The sequence below is a fragment of the Paenibacillus plantiphilus genome (assembly GCF_927798095.1).
GTDB classification, from domain to species: Bacteria; Bacillota; Bacilli; order Paenibacillales; family Paenibacillaceae; genus Paenibacillus_Z; species Paenibacillus_Z plantiphilus.
In genome coordinates this window covers 117,053-142,469 of the sequence record NZ_CAKMMF010000001.1, presented here as the reverse complement: position 1 = coordinate 142,469, position 25,417 = coordinate 117,053, and the positions used below count along the sequence as shown (strand labels likewise).

At 49.2% G+C, this 25,417-nt stretch carries 22 protein-coding genes; 20 read left to right on the top strand and 2 right to left on the bottom strand.

Annotated elements, in window-relative coordinates:
• Window positions 1–20 precede the first annotated feature (20 nt).
• From L6H65_RS00565 to fumC, 7 genes are all read left to right on the top strand, one after another.
• Window positions 21–1,871, top strand: a complete 1,851-nt coding sequence (locus tag L6H65_RS00565) for a 4-alpha-glucanotransferase (protein WP_236338292.1) — start codon at window positions 21–23, stop codon at window positions 1,869–1,871.
• Window positions 1,868–3,694 (top strand): 4-alpha-glucanotransferase, encoded by a 1,827-nt coding sequence (locus tag L6H65_RS00560; protein ID WP_236338291.1) that lies wholly within the window; start codon window positions 1,868–1,870, stop codon window positions 3,692–3,694. The genes L6H65_RS00565 and L6H65_RS00560 overlap by 4 nt, the downstream gene beginning before the upstream one ends.
• Before the next feature lie 54 nt (window positions 3,695–3,748).
• Window positions 3,749–4,354 carry a D-sedoheptulose-7-phosphate isomerase gene (locus L6H65_RS00555; RefSeq protein WP_236338290.1) on the top strand — a complete coding sequence of 202 codons (606 nt, stop codon included), beginning with the start codon at window positions 3,749–3,751 and terminating at the stop codon, window positions 4,352–4,354.
• A gap of 866 nt (window positions 4,355–5,220) precedes the next feature.
• On the top strand, window positions 5,221–6,753 hold the full coding sequence (locus L6H65_RS00550; protein WP_236338289.1) for a serine hydrolase domain-containing protein: 1,533 nt from the start codon (window positions 5,221–5,223) through the stop codon (window positions 6,751–6,753).
• 332 nt (window positions 6,754–7,085) lie between these two features.
• A complete protein-coding gene (locus L6H65_RS00545) occupies window positions 7,086–7,721 on the top strand; it encodes a CPBP family intramembrane glutamic endopeptidase (protein ID WP_236338288.1) in 636 nt (211 codons plus the stop codon).
• A 48-nt stretch (window positions 7,722–7,769) separates the two neighbouring features.
• Complete coding sequence (locus L6H65_RS00540; protein WP_236338287.1) at window positions 7,770–8,171, top strand: acyl-CoA thioesterase; 402 nt, start codon at window positions 7,770–7,772, stop codon at window positions 8,169–8,171.
• 119 nt (window positions 8,172–8,290) lie between these two features.
• Window positions 8,291–9,679, top strand: coding sequence for a class II fumarate hydratase (gene fumC, locus L6H65_RS00535; RefSeq protein WP_236338286.1), 1,389 nt, complete (start codon window positions 8,291–8,293; stop codon window positions 9,677–9,679).
• A 16-nt stretch (window positions 9,680–9,695) separates the two neighbouring features.
• On the opposite strand, the gene L6H65_RS00530 is transcribed toward fumC, so the two are convergent.
• Complete coding sequence (locus tag L6H65_RS00530; protein ID WP_236338284.1) at window positions 9,696–10,658, bottom strand: YihY/virulence factor BrkB family protein; 963 nt, start codon at window positions 10,656–10,658, stop codon at window positions 9,696–9,698.
• 200 nt (window positions 10,659–10,858) lie between these two features.
• Between L6H65_RS00530 and L6H65_RS00525 the strand changes: the two genes are divergently transcribed.
• The 11 genes from L6H65_RS00525 to sda all read left to right on the top strand — a co-directional run bounded on the left by L6H65_RS00525 (window position 10,859) and on the right by sda (window position 22,231).
• Window positions 10,859–11,779: a hypothetical protein gene (locus L6H65_RS00525; RefSeq protein WP_236338282.1), complete on the top strand. Its 921-nt coding sequence runs from the start codon at window positions 10,859–10,861 to the stop codon at window positions 11,777–11,779.
• Between the two features lie 94 nt (window positions 11,780–11,873).
• Window positions 11,874–12,617 carry an ABC transporter ATP-binding protein gene (locus tag L6H65_RS00520; protein WP_236338281.1) on the top strand — a complete coding sequence of 248 codons (744 nt, stop codon included), beginning with the start codon at window positions 11,874–11,876 and terminating at the stop codon, window positions 12,615–12,617.
• Window positions 12,610–13,359, top strand: a complete 750-nt coding sequence (locus L6H65_RS00515; protein WP_236338279.1) for an ABC transporter permease — start codon at window positions 12,610–12,612, stop codon at window positions 13,357–13,359. Before L6H65_RS00520 ends, L6H65_RS00515 begins: the two co-directional genes overlap by 8 nt.
• Before the next feature lie 15 nt (window positions 13,360–13,374).
• Complete coding sequence (locus tag L6H65_RS00510) at window positions 13,375–14,892, top strand: sensor histidine kinase (protein ID WP_236338277.1); 1,518 nt, start codon at window positions 13,375–13,377, stop codon at window positions 14,890–14,892.
• Entirely contained in the window at window positions 14,870–15,565 is a 696-nt protein-coding gene (locus tag L6H65_RS00505; protein ID WP_236338275.1) for a response regulator transcription factor, read from the top strand. The genes L6H65_RS00510 and L6H65_RS00505 overlap by 23 nt, the downstream gene beginning before the upstream one ends.
• 706 nt (window positions 15,566–16,271) lie before the next feature.
• Entirely contained in the window at window positions 16,272–16,964 is a 693-nt protein-coding gene (locus tag L6H65_RS00500; RefSeq protein WP_236338524.1) for a response regulator transcription factor, read from the top strand.
• Between the two features lie 22 nt (window positions 16,965–16,986).
• Complete coding sequence (locus tag L6H65_RS00495) at window positions 16,987–18,123, top strand: sensor histidine kinase (protein ID WP_236338273.1); 1,137 nt, start codon at window positions 16,987–16,989, stop codon at window positions 18,121–18,123.
• Between the two features lie 133 nt (window positions 18,124–18,256).
• Complete coding sequence (locus tag L6H65_RS00490) at window positions 18,257–19,033, top strand: ABC transporter ATP-binding protein (RefSeq protein WP_236338270.1); 777 nt, start codon at window positions 18,257–18,259, stop codon at window positions 19,031–19,033.
• A complete protein-coding gene (locus tag L6H65_RS00485; protein ID WP_236338268.1) occupies window positions 19,008–20,960 on the top strand; it encodes an ABC transporter permease in 1,953 nt (650 codons plus the stop codon). Before L6H65_RS00490 ends, L6H65_RS00485 begins: the two co-directional genes overlap by 26 nt.
• Window positions 20,961–21,149: 189 nt before the next feature.
• Window positions 21,150–21,824 (top strand): YheC/YheD family protein, encoded by a 675-nt coding sequence (locus L6H65_RS00480; RefSeq protein ID WP_236338266.1) that lies wholly within the window; start codon window positions 21,150–21,152, stop codon window positions 21,822–21,824.
• Between the two features lie 263 nt (window positions 21,825–22,087).
• A complete protein-coding gene (gene sda, locus L6H65_RS00475) occupies window positions 22,088–22,231 on the top strand; it encodes a sporulation histidine kinase inhibitor Sda (RefSeq protein WP_236338265.1) in 144 nt (47 codons plus the stop codon).
• Between the two features lie 350 nt (window positions 22,232–22,581).
• Here sda and L6H65_RS00470 read toward each other — a convergent pair whose 3' ends face one another.
• On the bottom strand, window positions 22,582–23,583 hold the full coding sequence (locus L6H65_RS00470) for an NAD(P)/FAD-dependent oxidoreductase (RefSeq protein ID WP_290370272.1): 1,002 nt from the start codon (window positions 23,581–23,583) through the stop codon (window positions 22,582–22,584).
• 298 nt (window positions 23,584–23,881) lie between these two features.
• On the opposite strand from L6H65_RS00470, the gene L6H65_RS00465 reads away from it, so the two are divergent.
• Together L6H65_RS00465 and L6H65_RS00460 are read left to right on the top strand one after the other, a co-directional pair.
• Window positions 23,882–25,075 (top strand): NAD(P)/FAD-dependent oxidoreductase, encoded by a 1,194-nt coding sequence (locus L6H65_RS00465; protein ID WP_236338264.1) that lies wholly within the window; start codon window positions 23,882–23,884, stop codon window positions 25,073–25,075.
• Complete coding sequence (locus tag L6H65_RS00460) at window positions 25,075–25,329, top strand: hypothetical protein (RefSeq protein ID WP_236338263.1); 255 nt, start codon at window positions 25,075–25,077, stop codon at window positions 25,327–25,329. Before L6H65_RS00465 ends, L6H65_RS00460 begins: the two co-directional genes overlap by 1 nt.
• The last annotated feature ends 88 nt before the right edge of the window (window positions 25,330–25,417 follow it).

Genomic DNA, 25,417 nt, shown 5'->3' with positions numbered 1-25,417 from the left:
ACAGATCAGGAGGCGATCTTATGATCTCAAGTCAACGGTTGGATTCATATGGGGCGGACAGATGGAGGCGGATGGGGGCAGAGAAGCGGGCGGGCTTGCTGGCGCCGTTATTCAGCCTTCATTCCAAGCGGAGCGCGGGTGTAGGCGATCTGGAGGATTTGAAGCTGGCTGTGGATTGGTGCGTGCAAACCGGACATACCATCCTTCAGCTCCTGCCCATGGGTGATTATTATATTTCGCCTTATTCGACGACAAGCTTGTTCGCAATCGAACCGATGTACATGGCATTGGATCGATTGGAAGGGATCGCGAAGGAAGCGGCAGAGCCTTATATTCAGCAGATCCGGCAGAAATATCCGATTGGCGGCAAAGGCTATATGAATACGCATGTGAAGGTCGCCAAGCTCAATGCGCTGCGCAATCTGTTCCAGCTCGCATTGCCTCTGGAATGCGCGGCCTTCAGCGACTATGTGGCGGACAACCGGTATTGGCTGGAGGATTACGCCTTGTTCAGCGCATTGAAAACCTATTATTCCACAGATTGCTGGGAGAGCTGGGAGCCAAGGTACAGAGATCGCGAGCCTGCGGCTCTGCAGCAATTCAGCGAGGAGCAAGAAACGAATATCTTGTTCGTTAAGTGGGTTCAATGGCAGCTGTACGAGCAGCTCAAAGCGGCGAAGGCCTATGCGAACGCCAGCAATGTGCGGCTGATGGGAGATCTCTTCTATGTCTCGGGCCGGGAATGCTCTGACGTCTGGGCGCGCACACCTTATTTTCGACTGGATCTTGTGCCTGGCGTGCCTCCAGAGCCAGCCCATGTCAAAGGGCAGCGATGGGGGGACCAGCCGATCTACAATTGGAAGGCCATTATAGCGGATGACTGTGAACTATACCGGGAGCGTCTTCGCTATAATGCACACTTCTTTGACGTCATGCGGATTGATGCGATATCTCTGATGTTCAAGATGTGGTGCATTCCAAAAGAGGAGCCTAATGAGAATGAGGGGCTGAACGGATTCAATTATCCGGGCACGGATGAGGAGCAGGAGGAGCAAGGAAGGAAGCTGCTGACGACTATGCTCGGGAGCACCAATATGCTCTTATGCGCAGAAAATTTGGGTCCCTTCTGCCTGGATTTTATTCCTCTCGTGAGAAGTCTGGGCATTCCGATATTCAGCTTTCAACGGTGGGACAAGGATTGGGACGGCACGGAGGATTTCATATTGCCGGAGAATACTCATCCGCTCACGATTCATATGATCTCCAATCAGGATACGTCCGTATGGTGGGAGTGGTGGGAGAATGAGGCGGGAATGATAGAGCGCTCCTGCTTGACGAAATTCTGCATGAAGGCTGGCCGGATTGGCGCGGAGCTGCAGCTTCGAGAGCTGCTCTTCGATGAAGCCCGCTCCACGGCAACTAAATTGCGCTGGCGCGAGAGTGTAGATTCGCATGATAAGCTGGCAGAGCTTCTGGGCATGACGAAATCGGAGTTGTTTGTGTACGAGCTGTACCGCGAGTACCTGTTCAGCTATCGTGAGAAGGAGAAGGTATGGGCGATCATCGGCTTGGAAGGACCTATTAGGGAGAGCTGTGATCACGATATTCTAAGCGCGGCTATTCGTTCGGTCCTGTCAGCCAGAGGAGTATGGTCGATCATATCCATTCTGGAGTATTTGTGCATGCTGGACATCATAGAGGGCGATTATGAGAGCGTCAGGTATAACCGGCCGGGAACAGTGGGGAATTGGAACTGGAGCATCACGTCACCGCTGTCTCTGGAAGAGCTGCTGGAGGAAAGCTACTGCAGCAAAGTAAGAGCTTTGGTCGAAGATTCTGTGACAGCGTTGATTCAGGAGGGGATCTTGTGATCACAAGTCAATTGCTGGATTCAAATCGGGCGGACAGATGGAAGTGGATCGGGACAGAGAAGCAGGCGGGCTTGCTGGTGCCTCTATTTAGCCTTTACTCCAAGCGTAGCGCGGGTATAGGCGATTTGGAGGATTTGAAGCTGGCTGTGGATTGGTGCGTGCAAACCGGACATACCATCCTCCAGCTCCTGCCCATGAGTGATTACTACAGCTCGCCTTATTCGACGAACAGCTTGTTCGCCATTGAACCGATGTACATGGCATTGGATCGATTGGAAGGGATCACGATGGAGGCGGCGGAGCCTTATATTCAGGAAATCAGGCAGCAGTATCCGATCGGCGGCAAAGGCCACATGAATACGAATGTGAAGTATGCCAAGCTCAATGCGCTGCGTAATCTGTTCCAGCTCGCATCGCCTCTGGAATGCGCAGCCTTCAGGAACTATGTGGCGGAGAATCGGTATTGGCTGGAGGATTACGCCTTGTTCAGCGCATTGAAAACCTATTATTCCACGGATTCGTGGGAGCGCTGGGAGCCGAAGTACAGAGATCGCGAGCCTGCGGCTCTGCAGCAATTCAGCGAGGAGCAAGAAACGAATATCCTGTTCGTTAAGTGGGTTCAGTGGCAGCTGTATGAGCAGCTTAGAGCGGCAAAGGCTTATGCGAATGCCAACAAGGTGTGGCTGATGGGTGATCTGTTCTATGTCTCTGCTCGGGACAGTGCTGATGTCTGGGCACGTCGGGAATATTTTCGGCTGGATCTCGTTCCTGGTCTGCCGCCCGAATCGTCCCATGTGAAGGGACAGAGATGGGGGGACCAGCCCATCTATAATTGGAAGGCCATTATTGCGGATGATAGCTTGCTCTATCGGAAGCGGCTTCAATATAACGAATGCTTCTTTGATATGCTGCGCCTTGACTATTTGTCCGCCATGTTCAAGATGTGGTGTATTCCAAGAGACGACCCTAATGAGAATGGAGGTCTTAACGGATTCAATTATCCACGCTCTCTGCAGGAGCAGGAGACGCAGGGGAGGCAACTGCTGACGGTCATGCTGGAGAGCACGAATATGATCCTATGCGGCGAGAATTTGGCTCCCTTTGCTGTTGAATTCATCCCCGTATTGAGCGAGCTGTCTGTTCCAATGATCAACTTCCAACGCTGGGATAAGGATTGGGATGGAACGGAGAACTTTATTCGGCCGGAGGATTACCATCCGCTTACGGTGTATACGCTCTCGAACCACGATACGTCTATATGGCGGGATTGGTGGGAGAACGAAGCGGGAATGATAGATGCCTCGATCTTTGTGGAATTTTGCGAGAAAGAGGGATTGAACGAAGCGGAGATGAAGGGAATTCTCTTTGAGGACGCTCCCTCTGTGAATGGCAAATTGCGCTGGCGCGAGGAAGTGGACTCTTACGACAGATTAGCGGAGCTTCTGGGCAAAACCAAGCCGGAAGTATATGACCTGTACCGCGTTTACCTGTTCAGCTATCAGGAGAAGAATAAATTGTGGTCGATTATGGGCTTGGATGGACCTGTGCGGGAGAAGTGCGATCAACAGATTCTAAGAGCGGCTATTCGTTCGGTTCTGTCCTCTACTGCGGTATGGTCGATAACGTCCTTTCTGGATTATCTGTGCATGCTGGGACTAATAGAGGGCGATTACCGGAGCATCAGGTACAACCGGCCGGGAACAGTCGGGGATTGGAATTGGAGCATTACTTCGCCATTGTCGCTGGAAGAGCTGCTGGATAAGGACATTTGCAGCCAAGTAAGCTCTGTGCTCGAAGAAGCCGCAGCACAACTGGCTACTTAATTATCAGAAAATTATGAATAGTTAAACTAAATTAAATTGAGAGGAGTTTTTAAAATGAGTGAAATGATGGGGCAGGCTGTTGTCGATTTTCGTGGGGATATCAAGGGGTATTTGAATGGGCTGAAGGACGTGCTTGATGGGATGGACGTGGAGGAAATTCACACCGTCATTGAGAAATTAATAAATGTGCAGCAGCGGGGCGGCTTTGTTTATATTTTCGGCAATGGCGGAAGCGCTTCGACGGCCTCTCATTTCGTCAATGATTTCAATAAGGGAGTCAGTGAGAAGCTGCGCAAGAAATTTCGTTTCAGCTGCTTGAATGATAGTGTTTCTACAATTATGGCGATCGCAAATGATGTCAGCTATGATCAAATTTTCAAGGTGCAGCTGGAAAACTATTTGACGCCTAATGATCTCGTTATCGGAATTTCCGGCAGCGGCAATTCCAGGAACATTGTAGCCGCGCTGGAATATGCCAACGAGCTGGGTGCGGAGACAATCGGACTTGTCGGCTATGACGGCGGCAGGGTCAAGGAGCTTGCGACCTGCTCCATTCACGTTCCGATCCATGATATGCAGAAGGTGGAGGATGTCCATATGATTATGGATCATCTGATGATGTTTATTCTGAAGGAATATTTGGAGAAATGCGCGAGCTGAGGTTGCCGCGTGACAGCAAGCCGGCGATATCACTGCGGCGTGTCGGGTGGATGATGGCAGCATGACGGCAGACCGCATAGGAGGCTGTTTCAAAAGGGGTGAAATAAACGTCTATTGACCCTGAATTCCATCCAACACAGCCAAAAATGGCGTCACAGGGTCCTATCCTCTGTGGCGCCATTTACCGTTATGATTCCACTGCAGCCTCCTTTAGCAAATGTGCACTTGCTTCGTTGCCAGGTTCGAAGTAGAAAACATAAGAAATCAAGCATAGAATCTCACATTTGTCAGTAAATCTCGTGAACTGCTTAAGTCATGATATTACAAAATGTATACATAATTTTTCTAACTATAATTGACAAATGGTGTTAGAAACTATATTTTTATTATGAAGAAATATTTGTATAATAACTAAGAAAATTCCGCTTTACAAAGATGGTATTAACTCTTATGAATACTCACATTGTGATAACGATATATACCATTTATAGTATTATATTGGCAATTATCCGCCGAAGATTTACCTTAATGGAGGTCCCCACCTCTGTTCCCGCCAACAGGTCGGTCCCAAATATTCTCACTCCGTAAACTATTATCCAAGGCTGCTTGGGATGTCAACAATGTAATCCTATGAAGGAGCGAGAAAAACGGAGAAAACTTTAATTTCCTGAGGGAGGTGAACGAAACACGTCATATAAAACTTATTGGGACGGTGATTGTGATGAAAATGATCGAGGAACGATAACATGACGTAGAGCAACGGTTACAGCAGGTCAAATTTTATCGAAAATGGATCATGTATATCGTGAAGCTATCGCAATTCGACTTAGATTATAGTTTGGACTAATAAGAGGGGGATAATAAATTTGTGGAAGTGGAATGCAAGAAGCATCGGAGCGATCGGATTATTATTATGCTTGTTTCTTCTAAATAGCGGATATGGCGTCTCTGCCCTATCACAGGATGATCAGAATCAGCCGCTCGTTGGAGAGATGTCCCGCAGTCAGTTGGAGGATTGGATTAACAGCCAGATGGAGGAGAGTGATCTCCCCGGACTGGCCGTAGCGATAACGAACAAAGATACGACCTTGTATCAGAAAGGCTACGGATATGCAGATCTGGAGCAAAGCCGAGAAGTGAAGCCGACAACCTTGTTCGAAATCGGTTCAAACACCAAGGCCTTCACCGGTTTAGCCGTCATGCAGCTAGTACACTTGGGGCTCCTTGAATTAGACGCCCCTGTGAGTCGCTACTTGCCTTGGTTGCAGATGAAAGTGCAAGAGGCGAATCCATCAGACAAAGAAATGACAGTCCGTCATTTGCTTCATCATACGAGCGGTATTCCGTTCAGCTCTATTCAAGATATCCCGGCTTCCGAGAGTGACCAGGCGCTCATGAATACGGTGAAGAAGCTGGAGGGATGGTACCTAAATCGCGAGCCCGGAGAGGGATTTGAATACGCGACGATCAACTACGATGTCCTTGGACTCATTATTCAAGAAGTGACGGGATTATCTTACGAAGCTTACATGCAGAATTCCATCCTTACTCCCTATGAGCTGAATAATACGTTCTTGTTCAGGGAAGATGCAGCGAAGCTGGATTTCGCGCAGGGCTACAAAATGGGCTTTCTGCGCCCTGCAGCCTATCAAGCGCCGACCTACCGAGGGAATACGCCCGCTGGTTATATCATCACGAACGTAGAAGATGCCTCCAAATGGCTGCGAATTCAATTGAAGGCCTTAGAGGAGAGCGAGGAAGCGAGTCCAGTTCGCCAATCACAGATACCGGATCACACCGGCGTGGCGTCCTATGCAGCTGGTTGGTTTGTGTATCAGGTTGATACTACTGATTATGTGGCTCATGGCGGCAGCAATCCGAACTTTTCATCATCTATGATCATGCTGCCAGATAGCGAAGTAGGCATCGTTGTCTTAACAAACATGAATTCAGACTATACGGAGTCGATTGCACAGGGGATTGCTTCCCTTATTCAAGGCAAAGAGCCCACAACAATTTCCGAGGACACATACAAGAATGTAGACAAATTAATGACACGTGTGATCATCGTCGTCTCAATTCTGGGAATAGGCTTTGCGTTACTTTTACTGCGCATCGCCCTGAATTTTGTCCGCAAAGAAAGGGTCTTCACAGATTTTCGCTGGATACATACCGTCTATATGATTGGGGGAATATGTATTCTCGGCATCATCGGCTACTACTTATATCGCTTGCCTCAAATGATGTTCTTTGATTTGCCATGGGGTTTTGTGAAAGTGTGGGCTCCGTCGACGCTGTTGATTGGCGCATGGTCGAGCATGATCGTCAGCTGCCTGTTGGTCATCTATCTGCTCATCATTTTGTTGTCCAGGAAAAGAGATAAGAAACAATTACATTAAGCTCGATCAGCGGATTTGGTCATGTACTCATCATATTTGCATTGATAGTAAGCGGCTTGCCCTCTTAGACAGTTGTTTAGAGGGCAAGCCTTTTACTTATTCGACGAATGGGCGGCGGATCAAGACCCTCAGGGCAAGGGAGTTGTACGGAGGCACGAATTCTGAATCTATTGGCAAACCTTTAGATAACTATGATATATATATTTATAAATATCAGATGATAATCTATCAATTGTTTCAGTGAAGGATTCTGGTGAGCTTTGTATTGCTGGCTGGAATTACATGAAACCTTGTTCATATCCTTTTAGGGAGAGGGCTGTTCATTAAGTCGTATGAGTCAAGCTATAATAATTGGACTAGCGGTTTTACTAACATTTTCGTATGCGATGCTTAGAGGGATTGCTACAAAGGCTACTTACCTATTGGGAGATAGAAATTTAGATAGATATATTGTTTATATTTGGGGAGGCGCAGCTTCCATTGCCGCTCTTTTTGTAAAGGATAATTTTGTGTATCATCTCCCTGTAGTTGATAGGGCTATCATCTTTATATGTTTGGCGATTTTGATTTCAAATCTTGTTATTACAAAATATTCGGGATACCAGCCAACGGGAAAATTTCATGTTATAAACTTTATTGTTTTCTACCCCATTTTTGAAGAAGTCCTATTTAGAGGATTGCTATTGCCGATATTGAATAGATCATTTCAGAATACTATTATTGAATTAGCTTATTTACCAGTCAGCTTAGCAGTAATCATTTCGGCATTGTTGTTTGCAATTTCTCATCTGCAATACTATAAATTTGATAAATTATGCATCAGATACATGTTCTTCGCGTTCATAGGAGGGCTTATGTTCGGAGCGATTGCTGATTATACGCAATCCATAGTTTTTTCGGTATTGCTTCATATCGCATTCAACTTGTTGTCTGCATATTACTCTAAATTTCAGGGCAACGATAGGTGATCAAATTATTATGCAGAGCTCAAGGTTCATGATAGGGGATGAAGGAAGATGGAGGTCACTCTGGAAATTATCGTCCGGTCGACAGAAATCGATGTGAACGGGCATGTAAATAACGCCAAATATTTGGAATATCTCGAATGGGGAAGAGAGGAGTGGTATGAGCGCTCCGGGTTTGACTATGAAACTTTCCTGAGAATGGGGATTCAAACCGTAACCGTAAACATTAATATTAATTATCGTCATGAATGCAGGCAGGGCGATGTGCTGACGATCACCACGACTCCCGAGCGCATGGGAAAAAGCAGTTATGTACTGAAGCAGACGATTGCCAATTCGCGGGGCGTACTGTGCGCGGATGCGTTTGTGACAAGTGTTGCAATGGACACAGCCACACGTCGGAGCCGCGAAGTTCCGGGTCAGCTTCGGGTGTTGTTCTCGGAGCAGCAGTAGGGCCCTATGCGCAGCGCCTGCGAAGGCCGCAGCAGATGTATACGATAGCCGAAATTACAGTAAAATACTGCTAACGGTGCTCATCGCATCGATGAGCTGTATTGGAGGCGACAGGAAACATGAGTTTCAGAACAGAGAAGGACTCGATGGGTGAGATACAGGTTCCGGCGGAACGGCTGTGGGGGGCTCAAACCCAGCGCAGTCTGAACAATTTCAAGATCGGCGCGGATATTATGCCGATCGAGCTCATTCGCGCGTTCGCGTATTTGAAGAAAGGCGCGGCGGTTGCCAATAAGGAGCTCGGCAAGCTGGATGAGGGGAAGGCAGCAGTCATATCGGCGGCTGCCGATGAAATATTGGCTGGACGCTGGGATGCGGAGTTCCCGCTTGTCGTATGGCAGACGGGCAGCGGAACACAATCGAACATGAATGTGAATGAAGTGATTGCGCGAAGAGGGGGCCAGCTGCTGGATGAGCAAGGCTTGTCCGCAGCGCTTCATCCCAATGATGACGTGAATCGTTCACAGAGCTCGAACGATACCTTCCCGACAGCGATGCACATTGCTGCTGCAATTGCAGTCGATGATCACGTGCTGCCAGCTATTGCGCAGCTGAGAGAAACATTGGAACGCAAGCGTGACGAATACGCGGATGTTATTAAGATTGGGCGCACCCATCTGCAGGATGCGACCCCGCTGACGCTTGGGCAGGAGATTAGCGGCTGGGTGAGCATGCTCGCCAAGTGCGAGCGTTATGTGCGGGCCAGCCGCGAGGAGCTTCGTGAGCTCGCCATTGGCGGAACGGCAGTGGGCACGGGGCTCAACGCCCATCCTCAGTTCGGGGAGCGCGTTGCGGCTGCGATCAGCGAGATGACAGGCAAGCGTTTCGTGAGCGCGCCCAATAAGTTTCATGCACTGACGAGTCATGATGAGCTTGTATTCGTTCATGGCGCGCTCAAGGCTTTGGCGGCAGACCTCATGAAGATCGCCAATGATGTCAGATGGCTGGCCAGCGGTCCCCGCTGCGGAATCGGAGAGCTTCGCATACCGGAGAACGAGCCCGGCAGCTCCATTATGCCGGGCAAGGTGAATCCAACGCAGAGCGAAGCGCTGACAATGGTCGTCTGTCAGGTGATGGGCAATGATGCGGCAATCGGCTTCGCTGCCAGTCAGGGCAATTTTGAGCTTAATGTGTTCAAGCCTGTTATCATTCGCAATTTCCTCCACTCCGCCAGACTGCTGGCTGATGCGATTCGGTCCTTTGACGAGCATTGCGCAGTTGGCTTGGAGGCGAACCGGGAAGCGATCGCGAGCTATCTCAGCGAATCACTGATGCTTGTGACGGCGCTTAATCCGCATATCGGCTACGAGAATGCGGCGAAGATCGCCAAGACTGCCCACCAGGAGGGGATGACGCTGCGCGAGGCAGCGATTCGCAGCGGGCTCATTACTGCCGAGAAGTTCGATGAGGTCGTTCGGGCCGAGGATATGATTCATCCAGAGGAATGAATGGCCATGTATAGCGTTATCTCTGAATTGGCGGATTCACCGCTCGCGCAGAGTCTTTGGAGGAACCGCCATGGTTCTTCTTTTTTTTGCTCAGGAAAGGGAGCGATAGTGAGAATTGCTTGCACGGTTTTTTGTGAATGGCATTTCTGTCGAAGTGCAGAACGGCGTTTATTTCCCCGCCCAGGACGATCGTAATACTGGACAGATACAGCCATGTCAACAGTACGATAATTCCCCCGATGCTGCCATAGGTTTTGGAATAGCTGCCGAAATTGTTTACATAGAAGGAGAACAGCAGGGAGATGGCGATCCAGCCGAATGTGGCGAATACAGCACCCGGAATGACCTCCTTGAACTTCAATTTCAAGTTCGGTATGAACAGATAGAGCAACGCGAACACAACAATCATCATGGCGATAGGCAGCGCGAACTGGGCGACGGCCCAAATCTGGTCGAAGCTGCCCGGCAGCTGGGTGAACTTGTAGAGCTTGTCGCCGATTACCCTTCCGAAGACAAGCATGACAAAGCTGGAGACGATAACGATAGCCAGCACAATCGTGAATACGAGCGAGATCGCTTTCACCTTCCAGAACGGACGTGTTTCCTCTGCATCATAGGCTTTGTTCAGCGCCTTCATCACTGCGCTAATGCCATTGGATGCAGACCATAATGTAATCAGCAGACCGAAGGAGAGCAGGGAGCCGCTGCGGGACTGCTGAATTTCCGCGAAAGCATCGGTAATCGTCGATGCTGACATCTCCGGCAGAACAAGCTGAATGTAGTCAATCACATTCTGGGCGCTGAGATCGGTGAAGCTGAGAACGGCAATGACGAAGATCAGGAACGGGAAGAATGCGAGTATCAGGTAGTAGGTCAGCTGCGCTCCCATAGCTGGAACCTCGTCATCCTGAATGCGGCAGTATAGACTCTGGGCGAAATCAATGGAACGTTTCTTAAAGGACTTGCGTGGCGCAGACATGCTGTCAGCCTCCTTCCTTTTCACGTTAATACCCCTTCCGAGTGTGAACAAACCGATGCGGCGGCAAACATTTTTTACGATTTTATACTTTCTTTAGATTTCATTAACGGGCAGTTTAGAGATGGGAGTTATTCTGTTATCAGAAAGCTTCAGAGCCGCAGCAGAAGTTTTCAAAACATAGAGGAGTGGAGGAAATGAAGATGAGTAAGAAAAAATGGTTGAGCTATGGTGTTCCAGTTGCATTGAGCGCAGTAATATTGGTCGTTAGCGGATTCTCAGTCAGCGCAGGAACCTCCGGCTACGAGGCGTACAAATCGGCATTGAAGAACAGCGAGAAGATTTCCAGCGTAACGACGAATTTCCAGCTGTCGATTACGGACAATGGCAGCTCGGTGCTGGATGCCAAGGCGAATGTCAAGCTCGATGAGGAGGGAGAGGGCACGAACGCTGATTTCGCAATCCATAGCGGTACAGACAGCCGTCAGCTTCAGGTCTACCATCAAGGGGACCAGGTAGTCATTAAGAACAGTGCACAGGACACATATTACACACTGGATTTGGATAAGAAGAAGGAGAGCGCGGAGCGTAAGGAGCATGGTGACTGGGAAGTGCCAGAGGAAATCGAGCAGGTCATTGATGCATTGGTCGGCAATTTGAAGCAGCAGATCAGTCTTGAAGAAGGAGCGGACGGGAAGAAGGATGTATCCTTGCATATGGAAGGCAATCAGCTGCCGCCAATTGTGAATGCGGTTGGATCGCTCCTGGTCAAGCATGGTGTCAAACATAAGGACTCGGACGTATCCGACATTCCATCAAGCTCGTTCAAAGAGCAGTTGTTCGGCGGTGAATTCGATGCTGCGCTGCCTCAGCTGACAGACGATATCCGAATTGAAGCGGTCAATCTGGACGCAACGATCAATGGGGACAATCAACTGGAGCGCCAAACGTTGGAAATCGATATTGCGGGCAAGGATGCGGCAGGAGCTGCACATGAGATTACCGTCGCTTTTACAGCTCAATTCTCAGATTTCAACAACACGATTGTCGATGAGATTGATTTGGAAGGCAAGAAGGTAGAGGCCATCGATACGAAAGCTTGGAAAGAGAGAAAACAGCATTAAGCCATCACGGCGATAACGAATCAGTCAAAGGAGCTGGGCAGCGGCAGCGCAAGAGGTTGCCTGGCTTCTATGACGCATGAATGAGGGGATGGGAATGACAGAACAAGCAGCGATGTCAATTGAGCGTTTATCCAAAACGTACAAGAATGGAAGAGGCGTTCGCGATATTAATCTTGCTATCAACAGGGGCGATATATTTGGTCTGTTCGGTCCGAATGGATCGGGCAAGACGACCCTGCTCAAATTGATGACGGGATTAATGACTGCCGATGAAGGCAGTGTACGCATATTCGGTCAATCCATATCGGAGCAGTTCGAAGGGGCGATGGCACATGTCGGTTGTGTGATTGAGACTGCGGATGCTTACGAATATATGAACGGCTATGCGAATTTGAAGCTGGCAAGCAGATTTTATCGGAATATGGCTAGTGATCGGATCTATGAGGTGTTGGAAATGGTAGGGTTGAAGTCATACAGCGATGAGAAGGTAAGCGGGTATTCCCTTGGTATGAAGCAGCGGCTGGCTCTGGCAGCGGCGCTGCTCGGCAATCCCAAGCTTATTTTACTGGATGAGCCGACGAATGGTCTTGATATCGAGGGAATTATCGATGTGCGCAATGTCATACTCCGCTTGGCTCGGGAGGAGAAAATAACCTTCATTATTTCCAGCCATATGATGAGTGAGATGGAGATGGTCTGCAGCCGGGCAGGCATTCTTTATAATGGCCAGTTAATTGGCGAGGGAGTGATTGAGGAGCTGCTTGCAGGGGGGCAAACGATGGAGCAGGTCTATCTATCTGCCATACAAAAAACGAGGGAGGGGGCAGCTCATGTATAGCCTCACTGCAAATATTCGCAATGAAATGCACAAATGGTGGCTGCATCGCAAGACCAAATGGTTCCTGCTTACGATCGTGCTTCTGCCCGTTCTATTCGCTTGGCTAATCGCCAATGTTCAGTCGAGCATCGGCATCTCAGCGGTTATCGGCACGAACTTCCCGCTTATTATGCTGGGCCTGCTAACTGCGGTCCTCGTGCCGCTCTACCTGTTTATGAGCGCAGCGGACTCATTCTCCAGCGAAGCGTCAGCACGAACTCTTAAGATTGTTCTGGTCAGACCGATTACAAGGGCGAAAATCTATGCTTCCAAAGTAATTGCGCTGCTGATCATTACGTTTCTTACTTTGGCAGGTGGATGGGCAGCTTCACTTCTTTCAGGACTTTTTCTAGAGCATAGCTGGAGTGCGGCAGGGATGTGGGATGGAGCAGCCGCATATTTGGCGGCGATGTTCCCGATGGCGGCTGTAGCGATGCTTGCAGCATTAGTAGCCCAGTGGTTCACCAGCAGCACGACCGCGATTATTATATGCATCGCCCTGTATTCCGCACTCAAGCTGCTGCCTTACTTTGTGCCGCAAGCGTCCCTATGGTCTCCTTTTGCCTATACGGACTGGTATACGATGTGGGTTGGAAGCGGTGTGTCGTTCATGAAATTATTCAGCATCTTCGCCTTTCTGGCATCCTTTAGTATAATCATATATATGGCGGGCCTGTTTCGATTCGCCAATAGACAATACTAAGCTAGGAGAATTCCGATGTCCATCCGGCTGAAGCTGCTTGTATCCTATATCGCAATGATTATCGTGCCTACCATGATTTTTATACTAACCGTAATACTGGTTCTCTCTTTAATGATGAAAGACAAGATGAATCCTGTTGCGAAGTTCATCGGCGACTTCGAAAGTGTGCGAGAAGTGCAGGAGATGATGCAGAAGCAGGAGGAATGGGCCTCTGGGCTAGCCTACTTTGCCAAGAATGAGCCGGATCGATTCAAGGATGCTTCCTTTCTGAAGAAGACCGGCGAAGCGCTGGGCGGCTTGCAGGCAGGATTAGTCGTGGAGATGGAGGGGGCTGTATCCTTCGTTTCATCTGCTCTGGATGAGGGAGAACTGTTGCCGAAGCTGAAGTCAATCGCATTGAAGCGACCCGCCTACAGCAATTTCGAGTTGGATGAAATAGATGTGGACGGCATTAACTACACGGCAAAGAAATATACGCTGACATTTGCAGATCGCAGCAAGGGCGCAGTATATGTGCTGACAGCGGACCGCGTGAGCGAGATTTTCATCGCGATCTTCCCGATTATTCTGCTGTTCATTCTGATCGTAGTGGGGTTGACGAATGGCGGATTGACCTATCTGGTGTCGCGCAGCTTCATTAAGCCTCTGTACGGACTCAAGCGTGCGGCGCAGCAGATCAAGGAGGGCAATCTTGACTATGAGCTGAAGCTGAACCGGAAGGATGAGTTCGGCCAATTAAGCGCGGCTTTCGAAGAAATGAGAGTTCGGCTGAAGGAATCAATCAGTGTCCAGCTGCAATTTGAAGAAAGCCGCAAGGAGCTGATCTCCAACATCTCTCATGATCTGAAGACGCCGATTGCCGCCATAACGGCATGTGCGGAGGGCATGCGGGACGGCATTGCAGATTCTCCGGAAATGCAGATCAAATATATCGAGATGATTCATAACAAAGCAACGCATATGAATCGGCTTATAGATGAATTGTTTTTGTTCTCGAAGCTGGATTTGAACCGGCTTCCCTTTTATTTTGAAAAGACAGATATGGCAGGATTTCTGCATAATTATGTTGAGGAGCTCCGCCTGCATCCGCAATACTCGGATATCAGCTTCTTGTTCCCGCACCCTGGCGGCGAGCCAATCTATGTGATGGCTGACCGCGAGAAGCTGGGCAGAGTCGTTGCAAATATTGTGGACAACAGCATCAAACATATGGACGGGGCAGTGAAGCAGGTTCATTTCAATCTCAGCCGGAACAAGGGTGAGGTTATCATTGCGATCAGGGACAGTGGGCGCGGAATTGGCGCGGAGGCGCTGCCCCACATCTTCGACCGCTTCTATCGTGCGGAGTCAGCGCGTAATACAGATACTGGCGGTACGGGATTAGGTCTTGCCATCGTGAAGCAGATTATTGCGGGGCATGGGGGACGAGCGTGGGCTGAGAGCAAGATAGATGAGGGCACAGCTATTTTCTTTACATTACTTACTCCGGAAGGGCATACAGGTGAGCGCCATGAAAACGATACTAATCATTGAGGATGATACCGTTATTGCAGAGGTGCAGAAGGATTATTTGGAGGCAAGCGGCTATAAGGTGAGAATCGCCCCTGCGGGGGATGCCGGATTGCAGCTTGCCTTGGATGAGAAATTTGATCTCATCATCCTGGATCTGATGCTGCCGGGTGTAGACGGCTATGAAATTTGCAAGCAGGTCAGACAGATCAGTACAGTTCCCATCCTTATGTGCTCAGCCAAAAAAGAAGAGATCGACAAAATTCGCGGCTTCGGATTGGGAGCTGACGACTATATCATTAAACCATTCAGCGTCGGCGAATTGGTCGCAAGAGTGAAGGCTCACATCGCCCGCTTCGAGCGCTTGACGGGCGACCAGCCGCAGAAGCGATTCCAGGAGCAAGTGCGTATCCGCGATATCGTTATCGATAAGCTTCCCAGGAAAGTGTACGTAAGAGAAAAGGAGATCGTATTCACGACGAAGGAATATGATCTATTGCTCTATCTCGCGTCCAACCCGAACCAAGTGTTCACGAAGGAGCAACTGTTCGACAGCATCTGGGGCATGGACTCCCTTGGCGAGCTTCCCACCGTTACCGTTCATATTAGCAAGCTGCGCGAGAAAATCGAATTGAATCCCTCCAAGCCGCAGCTCATCGAGACGATCTGGGGCGTAGGCTACCGTTTTAATTTATAGGATAAGAATATAATTATGCGGGTGCAATTCGGCTCAAAACCAAAATCAGCGGTTCGCGTATCGAAAAAAAGGCGCTATATGGTTCGGACTGGCTGCTGAAAAAGATTTCCCCACCCGCATGCTGCTCCAACAGCTGCTCTCACCTTCGTTGCTGCAAAAATACAGGTCATATAGCCAGAATGGGCCTTTTCAAGCCACTTACCTGCAAAAGCGAAAGTACATCAAAATAGCAGGAAAGCATCGTTTACGCTGGGTTCTGGCGATGGTTGATGTATTTTTGCAGTTACTTCGTCTGTGAGCGGCTTTATTTGAGGCAGGAGATGTACTTTTGCAGCTCTGTGGGACTTCTTGCAGGTATAGTTGGAGTTTACTGCTCCAGCCCGATTGTGCGCCACTTTTATATAAAAGCCGTTGTTTTGCTGCTGATTGGCAGTAAAACAACGGCTTTTCAGTGTTCTCCTACAGCTCTCTGCATTGTTCCTGCCAGCTGACACGAGCCGCGGCGAGGCGGAGATTGCAGCTTCAGATTAGATTCCATACAATAGGAATAGGACACAACCGACCTGTTTTGCGGCTGCAACTGAGGAGTCAATGAGCTTGCTAACAGGCTGCAACTGAGCAGCCAATGTGCTTGATAAGGGGCTGCAATAGATGGGCAATGAGCCTGCTGGGCAGGCTGCAATAGAGGAGGCAATAGGCAATGAGCATGTACCGGGTATTCATCGTTGAGGACGATGATAAAATTGGCGAGCTTCTGCAGCAGTCGCTGATGAAATATGGATTGGAGGCGGTGCGCTGCTCCAGATTCCACGATTTGAAGCTGGAGCTCGTAGAAACGGCTCCGCATCTCATCCTGCTGGACATCCATCTGCCGCATTTCGATGGTTATTACTGGTGCCGCCAGTTTCGCACGGTTTCCAGCGCTCCTATCATTTTTGTTTCTGCGCGCGCGGGGGAGATGGATCAGGTGATGGCGATTGAGAACGGCGGCGATGATTATGTGACGAAGCCGATTCCATTGGATTTGCTGCATGCCAAGATTAAGAGCCTGCTGCGCCGGACCTACGGTGAATATGCTGTCCAGCCTGCTGCGGCAACGGAGCTGGAAGCGGGAGGTTTGAAGCTGCAGCTCAGCAAGAATGAGCTGGAGTGGCGAGGGCATGCCGTTGATTTGACGAAAAATGAATGTCTGCTGGCGGAATGTTTGATCAGACAAGCTGGACACATTGTGTCCAGGGAACGGCTGCTGGAGACGATGTGGGACGATGTACAGTTCGTTGATGACAATACGTTAACGGTCAATGTCACACGGCTCAGGAAGAAGCTGGAGGAAATCGGGCTTGAAGGGGCCGTTGAAACGATACGTGGACACGGCTATAAGCTGAGTCTGCGAGAATGAGCGCTGGAAGGAGTGACGAGGGTTGGGCAGTTATGAGTATGCAGAGGGGCGTCAAGATGTGCATGAGATTACGTGGATTCGCTATTTTCGCGGCCGAGTCGGATATATCCTCGTATTTATCGCGGCACTGCTCTTATCCGGGGCTTCTATTATTTTAGGTGAAATGTATTTTCCCACAATGATGGATATGACGATGGCTTTGTACGCGGGGCTGCTGGCAGTATGCTGCATCCTGTTCTGGCTCGCATTCGATTATTTGCGCCAGCGGCCGTATTACATACAGTTGAATGAGGCGATTGGGCAAGCGTCGGCATTGAATGCCTCGCTCAGAGTCCGATCAGGCGTAACCGCCGATCAGCTTGCCGTGCAGGAATTGCTGAAGGCGCAGCACCAGGCTTACATGGACGAGCTGGGGCGCTATCGAAGACAGCTTGAGATCCATCAGCACTTTATTCATCAATGGGTGCACCAGATGAAGACGCCGATTGCCGTAATTGATCTCATTACGCAGCAAGGGGAGCAAGCGGATTCGCAGCAGGAGGCTGCTGGCTGGAAGTCTGATCTGCGAAGCATTCAGGAGGAGACCGACAGGCTGACTCGCGGTCTGGATATGATGCTCTATACTGCCAGGTTGGAGAAGTTTGAGGTGGATGTCCATATCCGTTCCATCTCTCTGCATGAGACTGTCAGACAAGTTGTGAATATGCACAAGCGTCTATGCATTCGCTATAAGATCTATCCGCAAATTGAAGGCGAGGGTGTCGTTCAGAGCGATGAGAAATGGATGGCTTTTGTCATTAACCAGCTCATCGGCAACGCCATCAAATACAGTAAGCAAAAGTCCGGCAGCAAGAAACTGCGCATTCGCATCGCGTCTATTCCAGATCAGGCAGATGGGGTGTCGCTGCAAATCATCGATGAAGGAATAGGCATTGCGGGGCATGATCTGCCGCGCATCTATGAGCCTTTCTTCACAGGAGACAATGGGCGTCTGGTAGAGGAATCGACAGGCATGGGACTTTATCTGGCCAAACAGGTATGCGCCAAGCTGGGACATAAGCTGACCGTCTCATCGGAGCAGGGGGTCGGCACGACTGCGACCATTGTCTTCCTGCCCAGCAGCTTGCAGCAGCTGTCGGATAAGGTGACAGCATTGTAAGGTTGGGCTGGCAATTGAAAGTTTAATCGATGGGGAACGGACTGCCTCTGAGGGTATACTGATAGCAATCATGAATCGTATGCTTGCAAAGCGGCGGAACTGCCTGCTCTGCATAACTTAGGGAGGCCGAGAGATGACTGTTTTGAAGACGGAGGCACTTTGCAAAACCTATAGCAGCAAAGGGAATATTACGTATAAAGCGTTGGAGGATATCCATTTCGAGGTGGACAAGGGTGATTTTGTCGGAATTATGGGTCCCTCCGGGAGCGGCAAAACAACACTGCTCAACCTGCTTGCCACAATCGACAGACCGACCTCGGGACGGATCGAGATAAACGGCAAGGAGCCAACCAAGCTGAATGAAAAGCAGCTGGCGTTGTTTCGCAGGAGAGAACTAGGTTTTATATTCCAGGATTTCAATTTGTTGGATACTCTATCGATCAAAGAAAATATCGTTCTGCCGCTCGTACTCGATGGCGTGCTGCTGGCCAAGATCGAAGAAAGTCTGGGACCCTGTGCGGAGCTGCTCGGAATATCGGCTATTCTGGACAAAAGAACATACGAGGTATCCGGCGGACAGAAGCAAAGAGCGGCTATTGCCCGGGCAATGATTCACCAGCCTTCGATACTTCTCGCAGATGAATTGACAGGAAATCTCGATTCCAAGGCAGCCAAGGACGTGATGGAATCGTTGAAGGACTTGAATGAACAGCTTGGCGCAACGATTGCAATGGTCACACATGATCCCTTCGCTGCGAGCTACTGCCGGCGTATTATTTTTATAAAGGATGGCAAGTTTTTCTCGGAGATTCGCCGCGGCACAAGCCGACAGCTGTTCTTTCAGCAAATATTGGATGCGCTCAGTGTGTTGGGAGGGAACTTCGATGACATTCCGTTCGCTCGCTCTTAGCGGTATTCGGGGGAATTGGCGGGCGTACAGCGCTTTTTTCCTGAGCAGTGTCTTCTCTGTCTTCGTCTTCTACATGTACGCTTCCTTTATCTTTCATCCCGATGTCATTAATGGTGAGATTAAAGGAGCTGGCAGCGTACGCCAAGGCATGGTTGCGTGCGAGTATATTGTGGCGATTTTCTCGTTCTTCTTTATCCTTTATGCTAATTCTGCTTTTCTCAAGACGCGTAAGAAAGAGCTGGGACTATACACCTTGTTCGGAATGACGAGAGGGCAGATGCGCTGGATGCTGATGCTGGAAAGTGTCTTTATCGCCTTGCTCGCGATCACAGTCGGCATCGGTATCGGCATGCTGCTGAGCAAGCTGTTCTTCATGGCGATGGCTGTTCTGCTCCAAGTTGCAAGCCCGATCCCGTTCGCAGTGCCATTGAAGGCTGTTCTATTTACCGTTGTTGGTTTTTTCCTGTTGTTTATTGTTCTGACTTTTCTGATAACGATACGGATTGGCCGTTCAGAAATTGTCGAGCTGCTGAAGGAAGCGAACAAGCCGAAGAAGCTGCCGGTATTCTCTATATGGCTGTCTATTCTATCTGTCCTATGTCTAGGCGCAGGATATGCGTTGGCGTATACGATGAATGTGAGCACGGCTGTCATCCTCATGCTTCCCATACTGGGGCTTGTTACGGTCGGCACGTATTTCTTATTCACACAGGGCAGCATTGCGTTAATACGATTGGCGCAGAAGAACAAGAAGCTCTTCTACAACCGGACGAATATGATTATTTTGTCGCAGATGGCGTTCAAGCTTAAGGATAATGCGCGGATTTTGTTCATGGTATCGATATTGAGCGCAGTCATTCTGACCGCATCGGGAACCTTCTATGTGTTTGATAAGGGAGGGAAGGAGCAGGTTTTATCTCAAACGCCTCAAACGATCGGGTTTATTGAGAGGGGGCTTCAATCCCATGCGGTCATTCATCCGGACAAAGTCCGCGAGATAGTGAAGGGTGACGGGCGGGAGCTTGACTATGAGGTGCAGCTTGTTGGCATTCCGACAGAGAAGGTCAGGAAGGGCGATGGGGAGAAGCTTCTTTATGACAATTGGACGGCAGCTGTCGTATCGGAATCGGATTACAATCGTGTCGCGGAGCTGAAAAAGGTGTCGAAACTGTCTGTTGTGAACGGCCGGGCTGTCATCGTATTTCCATACAAGTACAAGGAACAATCAAGCAAGCCGGACTTGGATTTCTCCTCTCTGGAAATTCAGTTGAATGGCGAGCGGACCACATTGGACATGGACCCTATGCAGTTCGGCGCAATCATTGCACCGATCGAGAGCTTCAGGAATTTGATCGTCGTTGATGATGCGCAGTACAAGAAGTGGCTATCGGCAACACCGATGGCTGGGCAAAAAGTAGCTTATGGCTTCGAAATTAAAGATTGGGAGAGCGCGCTCACGACGGTTAGGAAGATAGAGGCGGCAATCGATTCCGATCATGAGCAATTCGCGCAGATGAATCGGGTTTCATCCTATCTTCATATGAAGCAAACCTCAGCTCTGACCCTCTTTATCGGATTATTCGTGAGCTGTCTGTTCTTCATCGCTTCAGGAAGCATGCTTTACTTCAAGCTGTTTACCGAACTGAAGGAGGATGAGGCGCAGATCAGAGCGCTGACACGAATCGGAATGACGGTTAGTGAGGTCCGGCGCATCGTCATATCGCAGGTGGGAATTATTTTCCTTGTTCCGGTGGCAGTCGGGATCGTCCATACCTTCTTCGCTATGAAGGCGCTGGGCAATCTGATTATGATGGACGTATGGCACTACGCTGGCGTTATAGTCGGGATATATATTATTATGCAAACCTTATATTTTGCGGTAGCCTGCACTAATTATATGAGACGGCTGTTGAAGGCTGCTGTGTGATTTGTTCCTTGCCCTTATGAACCTGAAGCCTCCCAAGCCGCTGATGACGCGGTTTAGGAGGCTCTTTGTTCTTCCATCTATCTCTATCACCTATTCAATCAGGCGAGTGGAAGCGGTCAATCATCCAAGAGACGACTGTCTTTGAGGCATATTATGGATTAGTAGGATGATATGAAAGGGGAAGTTGTCATGGGTGAAGGACAAGGAAGGCAACTGGCCAGCAAATGGGCAAAGACGGAGGTGCTGCTGTCCCATTCGCAGATTGCGCCGCATATTCCGCCGACAAGGATATTCTCGCCAGCTAGCTTGAGGACTATGCTTCAGTCGCATGGGATGGTCGTTATCAAGCCTGTTTGCGGGGCAGGGGGGCATGGTGTGATCAAAGTATCGAAAGAAGGCGGGGGCTACTCGCATACGTACTTTAGTAGTACGAGACGATTCTCCAGCTTCGATGGACTTTATCAGTCGCTCAACACACTGCGCAAGGGACGCAAATATTTGATTCAGAAGGGAATCAGACTGGCAACGATCAGCGGACGGCCAATCGATTATCGAGTCAAGCATGTGAAACAGCCGGATGGCCGATGGTTAATTACAGCAATTGTCGGGAGATTGGCAAGGAAGGGATTGTTTGTCACCAACCTCTGCCGAGGAGGTACAAGTCTAACCGGCTCCCAAGGCATTCGACAATCGGTTTCGGCCCGTGCAGTATCGGGTAAGAAGCGAGAGATGAGGATGCTGACAAAATTAGCTACGCAAATGCTGGAGAATCGGTTCCCGGGTATTGGTCAGCTTGGCTTCGATTATGGGATTGATAAGAGTGGGAAGCTGTGGATATTCGAGGTGAATACACGGCCGCAGTAATGGCTAGGAACAGTTGTTAACTGGATTTAATATATTTAGCTAATAGAATAGAGAGTATCCATAAAAGTTTTTTATTGGAATTCCGTGCGGAGGAGCTGTGTATAATCATATCCACATATTCCGCATTGATATTCCTGTTTATTCGACCATTACCCACAACTTGCACACATAATGTCCACAGCATGCTGTGGATAACCGGAACACTTGTTCTGCTATTAGGGACATGCTAAGATGAAACAAAAAGAAGGAAGGAGTGTGCATAGATGGAAATTTTATCGGATGATCTTCTCGTAGATGCCTACCGGTTGGCTGTTAATTATCATTTGGAGCTGGACTTTATTCTTCTGCTTGCCGAAGAAATGAAACGCAGACAAATCAATCCTGATCACTATCGGATTACTGCATAATGCCAGGCTTATTCAACACCTCGGGCGAATCCCACAACAGAACGGCAACCTCATCGGTATAATTGCAACCTGCACAATATACGACATGTCTGCACCTGAGATTGAAAGTCATCGTTTCCATACAGCAGGAGGGGTCATCAGCCAAGGGCTGATAGGGTGCGTATGGCGCTGAATAATCGCTCATGCGTCCACAATCGTCCAGAGTTCTTGAACATGTCCGACATATGACGGACAGCTGCTCCAATCCATTGCAAATGGGACATAACATAAATAAAGGGTATCCTCCTTTAGCAGCGCATGAATCCATTCGCCGGGCAAAGTTAGGATACCCTATTTGTTTAATTTCATTGCTATAATTTCATGTTGCTGCTGTGTCCTGGCGAGAGCTTGGCATCCGGATCGACGTATACCTTCGCATTATTGATCGCGGTAGGCGCTTCACCGAAACCGACGGCAATCAGCTTGAGCTTCCCGGGATAAGTTGTGACATCGCCGGCGGCGAATATTCCTGGAATATTGGTCTCCATACGTGAGTCAACAACGATGGAGCCGCCGTTAATTTCCAATCCCCATTCGGAGATGGGACCGAGAGAGGAGACGAAGCCGAAGTTAACGATAACAGCATCAACTGGCAATTCTTTGATCTCCTTCGACTTGATTTCTTGCAGGGTAACGCGTTCTATGCGATCTGCACCGTGAAGTGCTGTAATTTCGTATGGCGTAAGAACATTAACCTTGGAATTCATCAGGTTCTCAACACTATGCTCATGGGCTCTGAATTTGTCGCGACGGTGGATAAGGGTGACGCTCGCAGCAATCGGCTCAAGCATGAGCGACCAGTCGACAGCAGAATCGCCGCCGCCGCTTATAAGAACATGCTGATCCTTGAATTGATTCAGATCCTGTATGAAATAATGCAAATTTTTCTTCTCATACTGAGCAGCCTCAGGCAGCTCCAGACGACGGGGCTCGAAGGCGCCAACACCGGCCGTTATAATAACCGCTTTGGCATAATGAGTCGTCTTGTCTGTTACAATCTGGAATGATCTTTCGCCGTGCTTGATGACTTCCTGTACTTTCTCTTCGAGGCAGACCGTTGGTTTAAAGTGATCCATTTGCGTCTTAAGCTGGTTAACGAGCTCGCCGGCAGTCACCTTCGGAAATCCGGCTACATCATATATATACTTCTCAGGATATAGCGCGGCCAATTGACCGCCAAGCTGCGGCATGCTTTCTATAATCTTAACAGAAGCTTGTCGCATTCCGCCGTAGAAAGCGGCAAACATACCTGCGGGACCTCCGCCAATGATGACAATATCGGATTGTTGTTCAGCTGCTGATAAGTTGGACACAGGTGGCACCTCCAATGGAATCTGACTAACACTTTGTTCATTATAGCCCTTCATCTTGAGCAATGGAAATAAAAAAATTGTATGCAGCTCTAAAGTTTTTCGTATAAATAACTCTTGAATTTTTTGCGAAAAGTTTGTATGATGTGAGGTATTATATTATTTGTCGAATTGATGTCGACGCTCCGTAATAAAAGGGCTATTTGATTCGCACACTATAAGTACGCTATTTAAATTTTTGCCTGAGATTGTGTAATTTTTCACAAAGCGAAAAAGAATTAGGAATGGATGGGATTCTGCGATGAGCAACATACCGAAAATCGTTATACTTGGAGCTGGGTACGGCGGTGTACTGACCGCGCTTCGCCTGCAAAAGGAATTGAATTACAACGAAGCCGACGTCACGCTTGTTAACAAGCATGATTATCATTATATCACCACACATCTCCACATGCCGGCTGCGGGAACAGATAAGACGGAGAATGCCCGTGTCAGCATCTCCAAGCTGATTGACGAATTCAAAATTGATTTTGTCAAATCGACAGTTGTACAAATACGGACACAGGATAAGAAGGTCATTCTTGAGGATGGCACGCTTTCCTATGACTATTTGGTTATCGGCCTTGGCGGCGAGCCGGAAACTTTCGGTATTCCAGGTATGCTTGAGCATGCAATGAACATCAGAAGCATCAATTCGGTCCGTCTGATCCGCGAGCACATCGAATATCAATTTGCCCGTTTCAAGCGCGAGCCGCACCGTCTGGATTACTTGACGTTCGTAGTTGGCGGCGCAGGCTTTACGGGTATCGAATTCGTCGGCGAGCTGGCTGACCGCATTCCAGAGCTGTGCAAACAATTTGACGTGGATCCTTCCCTCGTCAAACTTTACAATATTGAGGCTGCGCCAACTGCGCTGCCTGGCTTTGACCCTGAGCTTGTCGAGTACGGCATGCAGGTGCTGACGAAGAAGGGTGTTACATTCCGCATCGGAACGGCAATCAAGGAATGTACGCCAGACGGCGTTATCGTTGGAGAAGGCGAGGAAATCCGTTCTGCAACCGTTATCTGGGCAGCAGGTGTTCGCGGCAACCGACTCATTGAGGAAGCCGGCTTCGAGACGATGCGCGGACGCGTTAAGGTGGACGATATGCTTCGTGCGCCAGGACATGAGAATATCTACGTAGTTGGAGACAACTCGCTGATGTTCAACCCTGAGGGCCGTCCTTTCCCGCCAACTGCTCAAATTGCGATGCAGCAAGGTGTTACTTGTGCTCACAATCTGGTGGCGTCGATTCGGAATCAGCCGCTTAAGAAGTTCGAGTTCAAGAATAAAGGTACGGTGGCATCCCTTGGCAAAGGCGAAGCAATCGGCGTAGCGTTCGGCCGCAAGTACAAAGGCGGAGTGGCAGCGATGCTGAAGAAAGCGATCGATATTCGCTACCTTTACATCATTGGCGGAATTCCGCTCGTCATCCGTAAAGGCAAGTTTCTGTAATGCGCCATTGCAGCGTCCAAGTTCGTGGATTGCTTACGCGCGATGAGCTGGATCGGTACAACGCACTGATGGAAGTGGGTTCGTTCCTGGAATCGCAGAATCGCTACGACTTGTCTTATACGGTGCAAAAGGAAGTGGACACGCTTATTCTCCCCGCCATCGAAAGGCTGAAGGAGAAGGGCAGGGAACGCGACCGTCAGACCGAAGCTTATTTGGAAGCAAAGCGGCTGATGGAGGAAGACGACGACGAGTAAGTGTATAATAGGGGCTTTCGTTAACCAGTGATAACGCTGGTTGATGGAGGCCTCTTTTACTATTTAGAAGAAGAGCTTGCTTGTGCGT